Source organism: Pseudomonas pharyngis, from assembly GCF_021602345.1.
Classification (GTDB): domain Bacteria; phylum Pseudomonadota; class Gammaproteobacteria; order Pseudomonadales; family Pseudomonadaceae; genus Aquipseudomonas; species Aquipseudomonas pharyngis.
In genome coordinates, this window is record NZ_BQID01000006.1 from 156536 (window position 1) to 170655 (window position 14120).

Sequence of the window (14120 nt, forward strand, 5' to 3'; positions counted from 1 at the left end):
AGTAGAAAGCGTTTCATGCCTGTAACAACAGAGCTAAGAACATCCTGAAGCGTAGCTAAGAAAAAATTTTCATAAGGGTTATGCCAAAAAAAACTTATGCGCTTCGCCAAATCCAGCACATTGTTCCACTCGAAAGCCTTTGTTTTATGCGCTTTAGGGAGCACAGAAAGGCTTGAGGAAAGTTCCACTCACTTTGCGACATACGGCGAAGTACTGCTAAAGGGGAGGGACGCGTAGCGGCTGATGAGCGACAGATTTTTGTCACTCGGGTGATTCACCACCGTTACGTAGCGCTAGTGGGCCTGCTGCAGCGAACAGAGATTCCAAGTGCTTAATTGCGCTGGAGTTTCTGAACCTGCACAACCTGCGAAACGAACTGTCGAGGTGCGAGCGTCGCCCCGACAACCCGCTTGAGCCATGGGCTGCTTCGCTAACCAGCGCCGACGGTGGTCGGCAGCGGAGGAATGCACATGGCAACGCTCATCGGGATCGTCACTAAAGTCATTGGTCAGGTTTTCGCTCAATCAGCAGACGGCAGTCGGCGCCAATTGGTCGAAGGCGATCGGCTGTTTGCAGGGGATCAATTGATCACCGGGGCGGAGGGCGCGGTTGCCGTCCATCTGCAAAACGGCCAGGAACTGACCCTCGGCCGCGACAGCAGCCTGACCATGACCGGCCAGTTGCTCGCCGATCAGGCCGCCCACGTCAATGCACCGGAAGCGGTGACCCCGAGCGAGTCGCAACTGACCGACGTCGAACAGATCCAGAAAGCCATTGCCGCCGGCGATGACCCGACTCAATCGGCCGAAGCGACGGCGGCCGGCCCTGGAGCCACCGGTGGTGCGCCGGGCGCATTGGGTGGCGGCCACAGTTTCGTGTTATTGACCGAAGTGGCCGGCCGGGTCGATCCGGTCATCGGTTTCCCCACCGCCGGTTTCAATGGCATTCCCGAGTTTCCCGAAGAACGCCACAACGCGGTGATCGACAACGGTGACGACACCGCGCCGATCGCTCCACCACCCCCGCCAGTCAACAACCCGGTAACACTCACCGGGCTGTCTGTTGCCGGTGGCGAATTGAATCTTAACGAAGCCAATCTGCCCGACGGTTCCGCTGCCAACCCGGGCGCGCTGACCCAGACCGGCAGCTTCACGGTGTCGGCGCCGGACGGCCTGAGCAGCCTGAGCATCGGCGGCATTAACGTGATCGTCGGTGGCGTGCCGATCGGTTTCCCGCAATCGATCACCACGCAACTGGGCAACACCCTGACCATCACCGGCTACAACCCGGCCACCGGCACGGTCAGTTACAGCTACACCCTCAACGGCAACGAAACCCACGCAGCGGGCGACGGGACGAACAACCTCAGCGAACAGTTCACTGTGATTGCCGGCGACAGCAATGGCGACACCGCGACTGGCACGCTCGACGTCAACATCACCGACGACGTGCCGAAAGCGTTCGATGACAACAACGGTACGGCGACAGAGACTCAACTGACGCTGACCGGCAACGTCCTGACCAACGACGTGCAAGGCGCCGACCGTGTACCTGTCGGCGACAACGCCGGCCCGATCACCCCCGGCACCTTCATCGGCACTTACGGCACGTTGGTGCTCAACGCTAACGGCACTTACACCTACACGCTCAATACCAGTGATGCGGACTTCAAGAATCTGCATGGCGGTGGCAATGGCACCGAGACGTTCACTTACACCCTGACCGATGCCGACGGCGACACCAGCACCGCGAACCTCGTGCTGCAGATTCACAACAACGACGATCCGGTGATCATCAACGGCCTCGACGTGAATGGCGGCGAACTCACCGTCTACGAGAAAAACCTCGGCGACGGCAGCAGCCCCGATGCGCCAGCCCTGACCCAAAGCGGCACCTTCACCATCACCGCGCTGGACGGCGTCACCACGCTGACCATCGGCGGCATCGCCGTGGTCACCAACGGTGTGGCAGCAGGCTTCCCACAATCGGTGACTACGCCACTGGGCAGCACGCTGACCATCACTGGTTTCAACGCTGAAACCGGCGTCGTCAGCTACAGCTACACCCTGGTTGACAACGAAGCGCACCCGAATGCCAACGGCGCTAACGTGCTGAACGAGCAGTTCGCCGTGACCGTGGTCGATGACAACGGCACCACCGCCAACGGCACGCTGGATGTGAACATCGTCGACGACCTGCCAAAAGGTGTGGATGACAGCAACGCCGGCACTGCTTCGGAAACCAACCTCACCTTGAGCGGCAACGTCCTGACCAACGACGTGCAAGGCGCCGACCGCGTGCCTGTCGGTGAAAACGCAGGCCCGATCACCGCCGGCACTTTCACCGGGACTTACGGAACCTTGGTGCTGAATGCCAACGGCACTTACACCTACACCCTGAACACCAGCGACGCCGACTTCAAAGCGCTGCACGGCGGCGGCAACGGCACCGAGACCTTCACCTACACCATCACCGATGCCGACGGCGATACCAGCACCGCGAACCTCGTCCTGCAGATCCACAACAACGACGACCCGGTGATCATCAACGGCCTCGACGTGAATGGCGGCGAACTCACCGTCTACGAAAAAAACCTCAGCGACGGCAGCAGCCCCGACACTCCAGCGCTGACCCAAAGTGGCACCTTCACCATTACCGCGCTGGACGGCGTCACCACGCTGACCATCGGCGGCATTGCCGTGGTTACCAACGGTGTGGCGGCAGGCTTCCCACAATCGGTGACTACGCCACTGGGCAGCACCCTGACCATCACCGGTTTCAACGCCGCCACCGGCGTCGTCAGCTACAGCTACACCCTGGTCGACAACGAAGCTCACCCGACGGCCAACGGCGCCAACGTGCTCAACGAGCAATTCGCCGTGACCGTGGTCGATGACAACGGCACCACCGCCAACGGCACGCTGGATGTGAACATCGTCGACGACCTGCCAAGAGGGGTGGACGACAGCAACGCTGGCACCGCTTCGGAAACCAACCTCACCTTGAGCGGCAACGTCCTGACCAACGACGTGCAAGGCGCCGACCGCGTGCCTGTCGGCGACAACGCCGGCCCGATCACGGCGGGCTCTTTCACCGGTACTTACGGAACCTTGGTGCTGAACGCCAACGGCACTTACACCTACACGCTGAACACCAGCGACGCCGACTTCAAAGCGCTGCACGGCGGCGGCAACGGCACCGAGACCTTCACCTACACCATCACCGATGCCGACGGCGATACCAGCACCGCGAACCTCGTCCTGCAGATCCACAACAACGACGACCCGGTGATCATCAACGGCCTCGACGTGAATGGCGGCGAACTCACCGTCTACGAAAAAAACCTCAGCGACGGCAGCAGCCCCGATGCGCCAGCCCTGACCCAAAGCGGCACCTTCACCATCACCGCGCTGGATGGCGTCACCACGCTGACCATCGGCGGCATTGCCGTGGTCACTAACGGAGTGGCGGCAGGCTTCCCGCAATCCATCGTCACTCCGTTGGGCAGCACCCTGACCATCACCGGTTTCAACGCCGCCACCGGCGTTGTCAGCTACAGCTACACCCTCGTCGACAACGAAGCGCATCCAACCGCCAATAGCGCCAACGTGCTGAACGAGCAGTTCGCCGTGACCGTGGTCGATGACAACGGCACCACCGCCAACGCCACGCTGGACGTGAACATCGTCGACGACTTGCCAAAAGGCGTGGACGACAGCAACGCCGGCATCGCTTCGGAAACCAACCTCACCTTGAGCGGCAACGTCCTGACCAACGACGTGCAAGGCGCCGACCGCGTACCGACCGGCCCGAATGCTGGCCCGATCACCGCAGGCACTTTCACCGGGACTTACGGGACTTTGGTGCTGAACGCCAACGGCACGTACACCTACACGCTGAACACCAACGATGCAGACTTCAAAAACCTGCACGGCGGCGGCAACGGCACCGAGACCTTCACCTACACCATCACCGATGCCGACGGCGACACCAGCACTGCGAATCTGGTGCTGAACATCCACAACAACGACGATCAGGTGTACCTCAACGGCCTCGACGTCAACGGCGGCGAACTCACCGTCTACGAGAAAAACCTCAGCGACGGCACCAGCCCCAACACCCCGGCACTGACCCAGAGCGGCACCTTCACTGTGACTGCCCTCGACGGTCTGCAAACCCTGACCGTGGGTGGCATTGCCGTGATCACCAACGGTGTCGCGGCCGGCTTCCCGCAATCGACCGTCACCCCGCTGGGCAGCACGCTGACCATCACTGGATACGACCCGGCCACGGGCGTGGTCAGCTACAGCTACACCCTGGTGGATAACGAATCCCATCCGACCGCCAACGGCGCCAACAGCATCACCGAGAACTTCAACGTGGTGGCGACGGACACCGACGGCAGCACCGCCACCGGACAGATCAACGTCAACATCATCGACGACCTGCCGACCGCCAAACCCGACGCGACGTCGGTGCAGGAGGGCGGCACCGTCAGCGGCAACGTGCTGGACAACGACATCGGCGGCGCCGACGGCCCGGCAGCCAGTGGCGCGGTAGTGGGCGTGCGCGCCGGCTCCGACACCTCGACCTCGGCCATCGGCGGCCTCAACAGCAACATCAACGGCACTTACGGTTACCTGACTCTCGACGCCAACGGCAACGCGGTCTATCACAGCAACCCGAATGCCGTGAGCGGCCCGGGTGCGGTGGACGTGTTCACCTACACCGTGCGCGATTCCGACGGTGACGAAAGCACCACCACCATCACCATCGACGTCTACAACAGCCAACTGTGCGCGGTCAGCGACACCGACGTCACCGTCTACGAAAAAGCCCTCGACCTGACCAAGGACGGGCAAGACCTGGCCCCTGGTACGGTCACCGGCAGCGATCCGACCAGCACCGGGGAAACCGCGTCGGGCACACTGGTCGGCTCGGTCACCGGCGCGGTCGGTGCAATCAGCTATGCGCTGGTCGGCAGCGCCACCGGCAACTACGGGCAGATCGTGCTCAACCCCGACGGCACATACACCTACACCCTGACCTCACCGGCCAGCACCACCCCGCACGCCGACGACGGCGCCAACACCCTGACCGAAACCTTCACCTACCAGGCCACCGATTCGCTGGGCAACGTCGTCACCAGCACCCTCGTGGTCAGCATCGTCGATGACGTGCCGAAGGCGATCAACGACAGCAACGCCAGCACCGCGTCGGAAACCCAGTTGACCCTCAACGGCAACGTGCTGACCAACGACGTGCAGGGCGCCGACGTGGTGGCAACCGGTCCGAATGCCGGCCCGATCACCCCCGGCACCTTCACCGGCACTTACGGCACCCTGGTGCTCAATGCCAACGGCACCTACACCTACACGCTGAACACCAACGATGCAGACTTCAAGAATCTGCACGGCGGTGGCAACGGCACCGAGACCTTCACCTACACCCTGACCGATGCCGATGGCGACACCAGCACCGCCAACCTGGTGCTGAACATTCACAATAACGACGATCCGGTGGTCCTCAACGGTCTCGACGTGTATGGCGGCGAACTCACCGTCTACGAAAAAAACCTCAGCGACGGCACCAGTCCCGACACCCCGGCGCTGACCCAGAGCGGCACCTTCACCGTCACCGCGCTCGACGGTCTGCAAACCCTGACCGTGGGTGGCATCGCCGTGATGACCAACGGCGTGGCCGCCGGCTTCCCGCAATCGACCGTCACCCCGCTGGGCAGCACGCTGACCATCACCGGTTACAACCCGACTACCGGCGTGGTGAGTTACAGCTACACCCTGGTGGATAACGAAACTCACCCGAACGCCAACGGCGCCAACAGCCTCACCGAGAACTTCAACGTGGTGGCGACGGACACCGATGGCAGCACTGCGACCGGGCAAATCAACGTCAACATCATCGATGACCTGCCGACTGCCAAACCCGACACCGGCTCGGTGGCGGAGGGCGGCACGCTCAATATCAGCGTGTTGGGCAACGACATCAGCGGCGCAGATGGCGCGGCGATCGTGGTCGGCGTGCGCGCCGGCGGCAACACCGCGACTTCGGCCATCGGCGGCCTCAACAGCAACATCAACGGCAACTACGGTTACCTGACCCTCGATGCGGCGGGCAACGCGGTCTATCACAGCAACCCGAACTCGGTGAGCCCACCGGGCGCTACCGATACTTTCACCTACACCATCCGCGACAGTGACGGTGACGAAAGCACCACCACCATTACCGTCAACGTCGCCGACAGCAAGCTTGTGGCCTCGACCGATCAGGACGTGACCGTCTACGAGAAAGCCCTCGACCTGACCCAGGACGGACAAGACCTGGCCCCCGGCACGGTCACCGGCAGCGAGCCGGGCAACACCGGCGAAACCGCGACCGGCACGCTGGTCGGTTCGGTCAGCGGCGGCAGCGGGGCGATCACCTACACCCTGGTCGGCAGCGCCACCGGCACTTACGGGCAGATCCAGCTCAACGCCGACGGCACCTACACTTACACCCTGACCTCGGCGCCGAAAACCGTGCCGAACGCCAACGACGGGCCGAACACCCTGAGCGAAAGCTTCACCTACAAAGCCACCGATGCGCTGGGCAACAGCACCACCAGCACCATCGTGGTCAACATCGTCGACGACGTGCCAAAAGCGGTGGCGTCGGATCGTTCGGTGGCGGCGGTGGAGATCGACTCCAACATCCTCATCGTCCTCGACATCTCCGGCAGCATGGCCGATGCCTCCGGCGTGCCGGGCCTGTCGCGGCTGGAACTGGCCAAGCAGGCGATCAGCGCCTTGCTCGACAAGTACGACGATCTGGGCGATGTGAAAGTGCAGCTCGTCACCTTCAGCAGCAACGCCACCGACCGCACTTCGGTGTGGGTCGATGTCGCGACGGCCAAGACCCTTCTGGCCAGCCTCAGCGCGGGCGGCGGCACCAACTACGACGCCGCTGTGGCGACCATGTACAACGCGTTCAACACCTCGGGCAAACTCACCGGGGCGCAGAACGTCGGCTACTTCTTCTCCGACGGCAAACCCAACGAGGGTGACATCGGCACCGCCGACGAAGCGACGCTCAAGGCGTTCCTCGATGCCAACAACATCAAGAACTACGCGATCGGCCTGGGCAGCGGCGTGAGCAACGCCAACCTCGATCCGCTGGCGTACGACGGCATCACCCACACCAACACCAACGCGGTGGTGGTCACCGACCTTAATCAACTCAATTCGGTGCTGTCCGGCACGGTGCAGGGCGCGCCGGTCACCGGTTCGCTGCTGGGCGAGGGCGGTACGTTCGGCGCCGATGGCGGGTTCATCAAATCCATCGTGGTCGACGGCACCACCTACACCTATGACCCGAAAGCCAACGGCGGTCAGGGTTCACTGGTCGCCAGCGGCGGCGCCAACCACGGCACGTTCAACACGGTGAACAACACCCTGAGCATCGCCACCAACAACAGCGGCACCCTGGTGGTCAACCTCGACACCGGTGACTACAGCTACACCTCGCAGAAAACCACCGCTGTGGTGATCACCGAAAACATCGGCTTCACCCTCAGCGACAACGATGGCGACCTCGCCAGCTCGACGCTGACCGTGAAAGTGATCCCCAACGCGCCTCCGGTGGCGGCGGACGACCACATCATCACCAACGTGCTGTCGGGCAACATCGTGGTGCCGGGCGAGCTGTTGCTGGCCAACGACACCGACCCGAACGGCGATACCCTCAACGCCACGCCAACCTCGTTCAACACCGGCTGGGTCTCCAAAGCGGCAGACTTTACCGGCAGCGGCGCGATCAGCTTCACCGGCACCAACGCCAACACCGCCGCCAACCAGAACCTGGCCAACGTGCGTAATTCCTTCAGCGTCAACGCCGCCACCATGACCGCCGTGCTGGTGGTCAGCGGCTACCTCGGCGCGGTGACCAACACCAACGCCAACGATGAAGACCGCATCACCGTCAACCTGCGCCAGGGCGAAACCCTCAACCTGGACCACAACCTGGCGGCCGGTCACATCACCATGGAGTACTCGATCAACGGCGGCGCCTGGATCGCCCTCGCGGACGGCCAAACCCTGACCGCGACGTCCGATGGCGTCTACCAGATCCACATCACCAACATCAGCAACACCACGGGCAGCAACGCCAACGCGGCGGAGAACTACCAGCTGACCATGACCCTTAACTACGCCGGGGCCCACGACATCACCCCGGACTACCACGGCACCTACACCGCCAACGACAACCACGGCGGCAGCGACACGGCGAACGTGACCATCAGCTATCAGGACGGCCACACCCTCACCGGCACCTCGGGCGATGACGTACTGGTGGCCGGCACCGGCGACAACATCATCAACGCCGGCGACGGCAACGACGTGCTGACCGCAGGCTCCGGCAACAACGAACTGCACGGCGGCGCCGGCAACGACTTGCTCTACAGCGGCCCGGGCAACGACCTGCTCGACGGTGGCACCGGCATCGACACCGCCAGCTACGCCCATGCGACCGCCGGGGTGACGGTCAACCTCGGCCTGCTCGGTGCGCAAAACACCATTGGTGCCGGGACAGACACCCTGACCGGTATCGAAAACCTCGTCGGCTCGAACTTCAACGACACCCTCACCGGCGACAACAATAACAACGTGATCAACGGCGGTCTGGGCAACGACATCCTCAATGGCGGCGGCGGTGACGACCTGCTGATCGGCGGGATGGGCAACAACACCCTGACCGGCGGGTCTGGTGCCGACACCTTCCAGTGGCTCAAGGGCAACAGCGGTCACGATCTCGTCACCGACTTCACCCCCGGCACCGACAAGCTCGACCTGTCGCAACTGCTGCAAGGTGAAAACGGCACCGCGGCGTCACTGGATGACTACCTGCACTTCACCGTCACCGGCAGCGGCGCCTCGGTCATGACCAGCATCGACGTCAGCGCCATGGCCGGCGCCACGCCGAGCCAGACCATCGACCTGGCGGGCGTCAACCTCGCCAGCCACTACGGTGTGACGCCGGGGGCGGGTGGGTTGATCGCCAGCGGGCACGACACGGCAACGATCATCAACGGCATGCTGAATGATCATTCGTTGAAGGTGGACACGGTGTAACTGAGGGCTGAAACGACAAAACCCGCCGCCCCGATCAAACGGGACGGCGGGCTTTTCTTTGCGCGTAGATCGTTCCCACGCTCCGCGTGGGAATGCAGCCCGGGACGCTCCGCGTCCCAAACAGCGGACGCAGAGCGTCCATTGAGGCATTCCCACGCAGAGCGTGGGAACGATCAGGCGGCGATCAGGCTACAGCGGGCGCCTCAGCCTTCAGTTCCAGATTATCCAGCGCCCGATTCACGGCCAGTTCCCCCAGCATGATCAACTGCGCAATCCCCAACAGCACATGCCGCTGCGAGCCGTCCACCAGCCCGGCGAAGTCATTGGCCATGACCTTGGCCGAGGTCAGGGTTTCGCAGGCATCGGCCAGCAGTTCTTCGCTATCGATGCCGGGGGCGATGAGGTAGCGGGTGTTGGGTTTGAGCAGCGGTTTGCGGGGGAGCAGCGGATTGAGGTAGTGATCGAGGGCGCGTTCGGCGGCTTCGTGGAATTTCTTCGAATCGAGGGTTTCGTAGGGGGATGTCGAATCGACTTCCGGCGGGCTTGGCGTAGGTTTGATCATTGTGAAGCTCCTTGAGAAATGGAGCCGTCATCCATCGCTGCTAAACGAAGAGGGTGGCGGCTGAACGCGGGTTAGCAGACCAGGCTCAAGGATCCCGGCGCACCGAAGTGCCCCACGTCAGCCGCCATAAAAAACATTGGCGACACCAACGTGCCTTGAAGTTAACCGGGCTGCTAAACCCGATCGCTGTTTTTCAGCGACCGCCAAACAATAGAACCCGCCCCCAAGGCGCACAAGCCGGCGGATTCTGGCGGATGCGTAGGCAAAGGCGCAAGGTTGCGTGGCTTTGCGGACATGTTCTTAAACATGATTCAACTGGGTGTCAGGTTGAAAGGACTGAGTTGCGCCATCGCCCCTTGTCAGGATTTGCGCAACGTCTTCTGCCGCAAGATATAAACCGTCACCAGCACCGCACTGGTCAGCATGAACCCCCGCGCCCACACCAGCGGCACCAGGTAGCACGAGAACAGAATGCTCGCCCACATCAGCCCGATCGCATAGACCTTGCCCTTGAGCGGAATGCCGTTGCCATCCAGGTAATCGCGGATCCATGGCCCGAGCCGGGGATGCTCGACCAGCCATTGATAGAAACGCGGAGAGCTGCGGGCGAAGCAGGCGGCTGCCAGCAGGAGGAAGGGGGTGGTGGGGAGAACAGGCAGGAAAATCCCGATCACCCCCAATGCCACGCTCAGCCAGCCGATGGCCAGCAGGATGTAGCGCAACATCAGGGGGCGGTTGCCTATGGGATTGTCCATAGGCCGGATCTTAGTGGTGACGTGGCTTGAGGATCGCCGGTTTTTCGTCGGGCGCCTGGCACAGCAGGTACAGCGCGGTCAGGGCTTCCGGGATCTGCACGATCATGTCGTCCATCAGGTTGGCATCCTTGGCGATGTCTTCGAACTCAGGCTGTTCGTCGAACAGGCCCGAACCGACCATGATCGGCAGGAGCATTTCGCTGACTTCTTCTTCGGCGGTTTCGAACCAGGCCGCTTCGCGCAGGAACACGCCTTCCATGAAGCCGATGCACCAGCCGCGCAGTTCGGAATCGTCCGGGTCGTCGCCCAGGTCCAGCTCGCATGGCAGCTCGAACTCTTCGTCCGACGCCAGTTGGCGGGCGATGTGGGCCTTGAGGCCGATCAGCGTGGCTTCGATCTCTTCACGCTGCGCTTCGCTGCTGTAATGCGGCTCTTCGGCGAACAGGGCGTCGATCCATTCACGCTCCGGCACCACGTCGGCGCAGATCGACAGCGCAGTCAGGTAACCGTGAGCGGCCACGTAGTCCAGCGCCTCTTCATGCAGCTCGTCGGCGTCGAGGAAGACTTGCAGGCGGGTTAGTTGCTCGGCGAAGGACATTAAAGGGCTACCTTGGGGGAATAAACAATGCGGGAATTCTAGGCCTTCTTGAGCCCTCAAGCCAGCCGCACGGCAGATTTGCCCGCACAAGCTTCTTATCGGCGGTGCCCTCTGCCGGGGAGGGCTCGGGTATACTGCCGCGCTTTGCGATCCCTGCCGGTGTCGCGGCTGATTGTGTACGGCGCGATGCAATGCGCGCTTACGTTTTGTTTAAAGCAGCCTCGGCTGTCTTGAACCAGCCTGTGCAGGGATGTTTCGGTGGATTTTTGGAGTTTTTATGCTCGAACAGGCTCAACGCGTCCTCAAGGACATCTTCGGCTACGACAGTTTCCGTGGCCGTCAGGGTGCAATCATTGAGCGCGTGGCCAGTGGCGGTGATGCCCTTGTCCTGATGCCGACCGGCGGCGGTAAATCCCTGTGCTTCCAGGTGCCGGCGCTGCTGCGCGACGGCCTGGCGGTGGTGGTTTCGCCGCTGATCGCTTTGATGGACGATCAGGTCGCCACCCTCGAAGAGCTGGGCGTGGCCGCCGCCGCGTTGAACTCCACATTAAGCGCTGAACAACAGCGCGACCTCGCCAACCGGATCAAGCGCGGCGAAGTGAAAATGCTGTATCTGGCGCCGGAGCGGCTGGTGCAGCCGCGCATGCTGTCGTTCCTGCAAGGCTTGAACATCGCCCTGTTCGCCATCGACGAAGCGCACTGCGTATCGCAATGGGGCCATGACTTCCGCCCGGAATACCTGCAACTGGGGCAGTTGGCGGAAATGTTCCCCGACGTACCCCGCATCGCTCTGACCGCCACCGCCGACAAACGCACCCGCGAAGAAATCGTCACCCGCCTGCACCTGCAGAATGCCGAACGTTTCCTCTCGAGCTTCGACCGGCCGAACATCTTCTACCGCATCGTGCCCAAGGAGCAGCCGCGCAAGCAGTTGCTGGCGTTCCTTGCCGAGCGGCGCAGTGACGCCGGCATCGTCTACTGCCTGTCGCGCAAGAAAGTGGAGGAGGTGGCCGCGTTTCTCACCGAGCAGGGCTTCCCGGCCCTGCCGTATCACGCCGGTCTGCCCAACGATCTGCGCGCCTATCACCAGAAGCGCTTCCTCAACGAGGAAGGCCTGATCATGGTCGCCACCGTGGCGTTCGGCATGGGCATCGATAAACCCAACGTGCGCTTCGTTGCTCACCTCGACCTGCCGAAATCCCTTGAGGCGTATTACCAGGAAACCGGACGTGGCGGCCGTGACGGTCTGCCGGCGGACGCGTGGATGGCCTACGGCCTGCAAGACGTGGTGATGCTTAAGCAGATGCTGCAGAACTCCGAGGGCGACGAGCGCCACAAGCGTCTGGAGCAGCACAAGCTCGACGCCATGCTCTCGCTCTGCGAAGAAACCCGCTGCCGCCGTCAGGCGCTGCTGGCCTACTTCGATGAAGACATGCCGGAGCCGTGCGGCCACTGCGACAACTGCACCGACGGCGTGCAGACCTGGGACGCCACCGAGCCTGCGCGTCAGGCGCTGTCGGCGATCTATCGCACCGGCCAGCGTTATGGCGTCGGCCATCTGGTGGACGTGCTGCTGGGCAAGGACAACGAAAAGGTCCGCAGCTTCGGCCATCAGCATCTGTCGGTGTACGGTGTCGGCAAGGCGCTGAGCGAGAGCGAATGGCGCTCGCTGTTCCGTCAACTGGTTGCTCGCGGCCTGGCGGATGTCGATCACGAAGGTTACGGCGGGCTGCGTCTGAGCGACACGTGCCGGCCGCTGCTCAAGGGTGAAGTGAGCCTGGAGCTGCGCCGCGACCTCAAGCCGCAAGTCTCCGCCAAGAGCGGCAGCAAGAGCCCGGCCAGCCAACTGGTGCGCGGCGAAGAACGGGAACAGTGGGAAGCGTTGCGCGCCCTGCGGCGCAAGCTGGCGGAAGAACACGGCGTGCCGCCGTACGTCATCTTCCCCGACTCGACCCTGCTGGAAATGCTCCGCAGCCAGCCGACCTCGCTGGCCGACATGGCCCGGGTCAGCGGCGTCGGCGCGCGCAAGCTGGAGCGCTACGGCGAGGCCTTCCTCGAAGTGCTCGGCGGCGAGGCCGAGGCGCCGAAAGTCGTGGCCGACGTGCGCCACGAACTGATCACCCTGGCCCGCGCCGGCATGACGCCGTTGCAGATCTCCGGTCAATTGCAGTGCTCGGAAAAGAACGTTTACACCATGCTCGCAGAAGCCATCGGCAAGCAGCAGCTGTCGCTCGAGCAAGCGCTGGATTTGCCGGAAGACCTGATGGGCGAAGTCCAGGATGCGTTCCTTGACGGCGAAGGCGAGTTGCCGTCGGTCGCCGAAGTGGCCGAGCTGTTTGCCGGTCGCGTGCCTGAAGGTGTGCTGTATTGCGTACGGGCTGCGCTGCAATCCGAGTTTGAAATGTGAGAGGGCGTTTGTGCCAACCGCTATACCGATGTAACGATTCAGTACAGGACGCCTCTTGCCTATAGGCAAATGTCATGCTTAGCTGACTAATAATTAGTTTTTCTCTATTTCTTCAGTCTGATCATGAGTGTTTTATGCCGTTGACCGATCAACACCGTTTTGGCATGCAATTGGCCCAGATGTCCCGTGGCTGGCGTGCCGAACTGGATCGCCGGCTGGCCGGCCTGGGCTTGTCCCAGGCACGCTGGCTGGTGCTGCTGCATCTGGCGCGTTTCGAAGAGGCGCCGACCCAGCGGGAGCTGGCGCAAAGCGTCGGCGTCGAAGGGCCGACCCTGGCCCGTCTGCTCGACAGCCTGGAAAGCCAGGGCCTGGTGCAACGCCAGTCCGTGATGGAAGACCGTCGGGCGAAAAAAATCGTGCTGTGTGCTCCGGCCCTGCCGCTGATCGAACAGATCGAAACCATCGCCACGCAACTGCGCAAGGAATTGTTCGAAGGCGTCGACGAGGCGGATCTGAAGGTCTGCATGCGGGTTCACGGGCACATTCTGGCTAACCTGGAAAAGTCTTGAGGCACAACCGCGTGCCGTTTTTTTGAGAGATCGCGCTGGGCAGACTATAAGAACTACTGGGCAATATCGTGTTCGTACCGGATGTGCGAACGCATAGAAGTCGG

At 62.5% G+C, this 14120-nt stretch carries 6 protein-coding genes; 3 read left to right on the forward strand and 3 right to left on the reverse strand.

Annotated elements, in window-relative coordinates; all coding sequences use genetic code 11:
• Window positions 1-470: 470 nt before the first annotated feature.
• Window positions 471-9125 (forward strand): retention module-containing protein, encoded by an 8655-nt coding sequence (locus L6D74_RS14525; protein WP_236189620.1) that lies wholly within the window; start codon window positions 471-473, stop codon window positions 9123-9125.
• Between the two features lie 184 nt (window positions 9126-9309).
• Here the strand turns inward: L6D74_RS14525 and L6D74_RS14530 are convergent, their stop codons facing one another.
• From L6D74_RS14530 to L6D74_RS14540, 3 genes are all read right to left on the reverse strand, one after another.
• Window positions 9310-9687, reverse strand: a complete 378-nt coding sequence (locus tag L6D74_RS14530) for a DUF6124 family protein (protein ID WP_236189622.1) — start codon at window positions 9685-9687, stop codon at window positions 9310-9312.
• A gap of 359 nt (window positions 9688-10046) precedes the next feature.
• Window positions 10047-10442 (reverse strand): YbaN family protein, encoded by a 396-nt coding sequence (locus tag L6D74_RS14535; protein WP_064594260.1) that lies wholly within the window; start codon window positions 10440-10442, stop codon window positions 10047-10049.
• A 10-nt stretch (window positions 10443-10452) separates the two neighbouring features.
• Entirely contained in the window at window positions 10453-11040 is a 588-nt protein-coding gene (locus L6D74_RS14540; RefSeq protein WP_064594261.1) for a UPF0149 family protein, read from the reverse strand.
• A 277-nt stretch (window positions 11041-11317) separates the two neighbouring features.
• On the opposite strand from L6D74_RS14540, the gene recQ reads away from it, so the two are divergent.
• A complete protein-coding gene (gene recQ / locus L6D74_RS14545; protein WP_007958398.1) occupies window positions 11318-13447 on the forward strand; it encodes a DNA helicase RecQ in 2130 nt (709 codons plus the stop codon).
• 134 nt (window positions 13448-13581) lie between these two features.
• Window positions 13582-14016, forward strand: a complete 435-nt coding sequence (locus L6D74_RS14550) for a MarR family transcriptional regulator (protein WP_039765478.1) — start codon at window positions 13582-13584, stop codon at window positions 14014-14016.
• The last annotated feature ends 104 nt before the right edge of the window (window positions 14017-14120 follow it).

What these genes read in the sequence shown, in the direction of transcription:
- L6D74_RS14525 (WP_236189620.1), top strand. Translation starts at nt 471, where the DNA reads ATGGCAACGCTCATCGGGATCGTCACTAAAGTCATTGGTCAGGTTTTC.
- L6D74_RS14530 (WP_236189622.1), bottom strand. Translation starts at nt 9,687, where the DNA reads ATGATCAAACCTACGCCAAGCCCGCCGGAAGTCGATTCGACATCCCCC.
- L6D74_RS14535 (WP_064594260.1), bottom strand. Translation starts at nt 10,442, where the DNA reads ATGGACAATCCCATAGGCAACCGCCCCCTGATGTTGCGCTACATCCTG.
- L6D74_RS14540 (WP_064594261.1), bottom strand. Translation starts at nt 11,040, where the DNA reads ATGTCCTTCGCCGAGCAACTAACCCGCCTGCAAGTCTTCCTCGACGCC.
- recQ (WP_007958398.1), top strand. Translation starts at nt 11,318, where the DNA reads ATGCTCGAACAGGCTCAACGCGTCCTCAAGGACATCTTCGGCTACGAC.
- L6D74_RS14550 (WP_039765478.1), top strand. Translation starts at nt 13,582, where the DNA reads ATGCCGTTGACCGATCAACACCGTTTTGGCATGCAATTGGCCCAGATG.